Origin of the sequence: Streptomyces sp. NPDC059455 (assembly GCF_042750115.1) — a bacterium.
Taxonomy (GTDB): domain Bacteria; phylum Actinomycetota; class Actinomycetes; order Streptomycetales; family Streptomycetaceae; genus Streptomyces; species Streptomyces endocoffeicus.
Window position 1 is genome coordinate 1 of the sequence record NZ_JBHYVB010000038.1, and the last position, 4427, is coordinate 4427.

3 protein-coding genes are annotated in these 4427 nt (G+C 72.2%); all 3 read right to left on the reverse strand.

Annotation, left to right across the window (positions count from 1 at the left end; all coding sequences use genetic code 11):
• Positions 1 to 733: LysR family transcriptional regulator (locus ACFXB5_RS16090; protein ID WP_385207764.1), on the reverse strand; the 733-nt coding region annotated here is incomplete at its 3' end.
• A 113-nt stretch (positions 734 to 846) separates the two neighbouring features.
• Positions 847 to 2289, reverse strand: coding sequence for a family 43 glycosylhydrolase (locus tag ACFXB5_RS16095; protein WP_385207766.1), 1443 nt, complete (start codon positions 2287 to 2289; stop codon positions 847 to 849).
• A gap of 58 nt (positions 2290 to 2347) precedes the next feature.
• Complete coding sequence (locus ACFXB5_RS16100; RefSeq protein ID WP_385207769.1) at positions 2348 to 4240, reverse strand: glycoside hydrolase family 76 protein; 1893 nt, start codon at positions 4238 to 4240, stop codon at positions 2348 to 2350.
• Positions 4241 to 4427 lie beyond the last annotated feature (187 nt).

Genomic DNA, 4427 nt, shown 5'->3' on the forward strand with positions numbered 1-4427 from the left:
CCCCCCCCGCCCCCCCCACGACGGCCACGGCGTCCGAACGGGACACCACGCCCAGCGCCGCGGCGCTCGTCGGCAGGGACGCGATCACCCGCCGTCGCAGCCCGCGTTCGGCGAGGGCGTCGTCGATGGCGTTGTGCAGTCGGCCCCGGCGCGAGACGGTCACGAAGGTCATGCGGACGAGCTTGTCGAGGCCGACCCTGCCCTTGGCGAGCGGATGCCCGCGTCGTAGCGTCAGGACGATCCGGTCGGTGCCGACCACCTCGGAGGAGATCTCCGGGCGGCCCGGCTCATCCGCGCCGATTTCCAGATCGACCTGGCCCCGGGCGAGGTCGGGCCGGTCGGCGGAGGACTCGGCCAGCAGACTCAGATGGATGTTCGGGGCGGTGGCGCCGACCCTGGCGATCAGCGGGGCGGCGAGGGCCGCCAGCAGCGCGTCATGCCCCCGCACGGTGAAGTGCCGGTTCAGGCCGGCCAGGTCGAGCCGGCGTACGGGAGTGAGCACGGCGGTGGCCCGCCGGACCAGGTCGCGGGTCTCCTCGCGCAGTTCGAGGGCGCGCGGGGTGGGGACCATGGTGCGGCCGGTGCGCACCAGGATGTCGTCGCCGGTCGCGCGACGGATCCGGGCCAGCGTCCGGCTCATCGCCGGTGGCGAGAGGCTCAGCCGGTCCGCCGCGGCGGTCACGCTGTTCTCCTCCAGCAGGGCGTCGAGCGCCACGAGCAAGTTGAGATCCACCCGCGCCACGGTAAGGCAAGCCCCGGCGGGATCGCTCAGGGCGTCATGTCCGGCCCGGACACGCGGCGTGTGCGGCCCCCGCCGCCGGGCGGGGGCCGCGGATGTGCCGGGTGTCAGCGGGTGTACACCTCGGCGCGGTCCACGCTCACGAACGAGGCGCCCGACTGGGCGTTGTGCTCGCCGGTCACCCGGACGCGCAGGGTGTGCCGGCCGGAGGGGAGCCGGGGACTGAGGTACTGCAGGGTTTCGCCGGTGCGGATCGCGCCGTAGAAGTCGAAGCGTTGCTCGGGGCCGCCGTCGATGCTGAGGGCGGCGATGCCGTTGCCGGTGTCGCGGACCGACAGCAGGGCGATCCGGGTGCCGGTGAAGGAGAAGGTGGCGGTGTTGCCCGCCCGGTCGCTCCAGTGGTCGTCGCTCCAGAAGCACTGGGTGGCGCAGCCGGTCCCCGAGTTCCAGGTGCCCGTGTACGACACGCTTCCGTCGCCGCTGGACCGGCCGTCGTCATTGATCCAGTACGTGCCCGCTCCCCGGTCGCCGGACGGCAGGTCCTGGGTGGCGCCCATGGCGAGCGGGCGGCCCAGGTTCGGGCTGCCGTCGGCGTTCCAGGTGATCTTCTGGGCGCGGGTGGTGCGGTTGGAGTAGGTGTTCACCGACGTGGTCTTGGCGTGGTAGACGATCCAGTCCTCCTTGCCGTCGGGCGAGCGGAAGAACGCGTGGTGGCCGGGGCCGTAGACGCCGTGGTCGTCGGCGCGGGAGAACACCGGGCCGGAGCGCTGGGTCCAGTTGCCGGGCACGAGCGGGTCGGCGCCGGACGGCAGGGACATCATCCAGACCTGGTAGTCCGGCTTGCCGGTGTCGCAGGTGGAGTACGTCATCCAGGTGCGGCCGTTGCGGTAGAGGAACTCGGGGCCCTCGCGCACCTCCGGGCAGCCGCCGGCCGCGTTGATGGCGACCGCGTTGCCCGAGACCGTGTACGGGTTGGACATCGGGGCGATGTTGAGGCCGTTGTGCTGGTACTGGTTGATGCCGGAGTAGGCGAGGTAGAGGCGCCCGTTGTGCTCGAGGATGCCGGGGTCGATGGCGAAGTCGGCGGCGTGGTTGGGCGGTGTCAGACGGGACTTGAAGTGGTAGGGACCGGCCGGGTCGTCGCGGTCCGACTCCAGCACATAGAGCCTGTGGTGGTCGTCGACCCCGTCGTCGGCGGTGTAGTAGAGGTACCAGCGGTTGCCGAAGCGGTAGAACTCCGGTGCCCAGATGTTCCGGTTGCGGGAGGTGTCGGTGTCCGTCCACACGGTGATGGGGTCGGCGTCGAGCAGGGCGCCCAGGGACGAGGAGCGCCACATCCGGATGCTGTTGCCCTGCGTGGTGGTCAGGTAGTAGTTCCCGTTCCAGGTGGTCAGAAACGGGTCCGGGCCGGTGTTGAGGGGATTGCGGAAGGTGCCCGCGGCGGCCTGCGGGGCCGCCGTGGCGGCGGGCGGGGCGGAGATAAGGCCCCACAGGATGGCGAGCAGGGCGGTGAGCAGCGCCGCGTGGCGGCGGGCGGTGCGAGGGCTCATGGGCGCCTCCTTGAGTCGATGCGAGTACGGCTCGTGAGGGTTGGTCCGTGGGGAGGTGTCACCGGCCGTCCGCGGCCGTCAGCGCGCCAAGGGCACTGGCCTGGGTGCGCCAGTCCACCTGGTTGGGGGTGGTGCCCGCCCAGCGCTGGCCGAGCCGGTTGAGGGGGTCGCGGTCGGTGGCCCAGATCGAGTCGGCCTGCTTCTTGATGTACGCCCGGTAGGCGGCGGATCCGGTGGCGTCCGCGAGGTCGGCGAAGTGGCGCATGAAGACGCCCTTGAACTGCTTCTGGTTGTCGTCGCAGGCGTTGCCGCCGGTATCGCAGGACTCGGTGAGGACGCCGTCGCGGGTCAGCGCCGCCGAGGTGGTCGCGGCATCGGCCAGGCGGCGGGCGGTGTCCAGGTACTGGGCGTTGCCGGTGGACCGCCACAGTTGGGTGAAGGCGCCGATGGCGAGGCCCTGGTTGTAGCTCCACACGGTCTGGGAGTTGTTGCGGCAGCCGGCCGTCAGCCCGTCGTTCACCAGGCCCGCGCTGTTGATCAGCCCGCTGTTGAGGTACCAGGTCGCGGCCGTGGCCGCCCGGTCGCCCCACACGGTGTCGCCGGAGATCCGCCGGTGCAGCGACGTGGTCAGCCACAGGTACAGCCCGTTGGTCACGGCGTTCTTGTAGGTGCGCTCCCGGTCCCACCACACACCGCCGCCACAGGTGCCGGTGTCCCAGTACTGGTGGACGTAAGCGGCGATGGTGACCGCCTCGTCCAGGTAGCGCCGCTCATGGGTGTGGTCGTACGCCGCCAGCCAGGCCACGCCCCACCAGGCAGCGTCGTCGATGGCGCGGCTGATGAAGTGGCCCTCCACCGCGTCGGAGCTGCGCTCGCCCGGGGCGAAGGTGCCGCGGTTCTGCTCGAAGGTGCGGGCGATGACCCAGTCGTAGTCGTGCCGCCCGGTGCGCTGGGCGAAGTCGATGAGCGAGGTGACGGCGACGGCCGAGTTCCACCAACTGCTGCGCCACCAGCCCTCGTAGGTGTGGTACGACGCCATCAGCGCGTCAGCGGCGGCGCGCGCCCGGCTCGGCGCGGGCCTGACCCAGGCCGTGCAGCTGCCCTCCTGGTGGCTCGCCGCACGGCCGCACGCCCGGACCGCACCGCCGAACATCAGCCCGCGCGGATCCCGGGTGGCGAACATGGCCGTCCGCGTCGAGGTCTTGCCCGACGCCACGCTCGTACGGCCGAGGGAGGAGCCCTCGGGCCAGGTGGCGCCGGTGTCCCACGAGCGGTCGAGCCAGATCTCGTCGCCCGCGCCACCGCTTTCGATGACGCCCCACGCCAGCCCGTTCTTCTGGTCGGCATGGAGGCTGATGGTGCGCCCGAACAGGGTGGTGGAGGGCACCGGGCGGTCGTCGCCCGCCGCGGTGGCGGGGTCGGCGCCGTCGCAGAACGTGCCGTCGCACACCTTCGGGTAGACCCAGTCGGTGCAGGTGACACCCGCGGCGTCACCGCAGGCGCGGAGCCAGCCGCGCCGGTGGCCCACCGGGTCGGTGAGGTTGTACATCAGGGTGCGGGTGCCGGTCCAGGTGCCGGGGATGCTCGCCTTGCCGAGCAGGCCCTCCCAGGTGGCACCCCGGTCCCAGGACCGGTCGAGCCAGACCGCGTCGCCCGTCACACCGTTGTCGATGCTGGCCCAGGCCATGGAGTCGGGGTCGGAGACGTGCAGCTTCAGGGTCCGGCCGCCCAGGTTCACATTCGGTACGGGGAAGGTGTCGCGCTGCGCCTTCGAGGGGTCGAGGGTGTCGCACGCCAGCGCGCAGACCGGGGTCGCGGCACGGGACGGCGCGGCACGGGACGGCGCGGCACGGGACGGCGTGGGGAGGGCGACCAGACCGGCCAGGGCGATGGCAAGGGCGATGGCCAGGGTCAGGAGTCCGTGGAGGACACGGTGGAGCCGCGCTGACATGACGTACCCGCCTTTCCATGGGGGGCCGTGCGCATGAGCGTGGGGGAGGAGAGAAGTGGCGGCCGAAGGTGGGGGAGGAGAGACGGGGGGGGGGGGGGGCGCGGGGGGGGCCCCGCCCCGCGGGGGGCGGGGGGGGGGGAGACCCCCCCCCCCCCCCCACGGCACGAAGAAATAAACAAAAAAAACA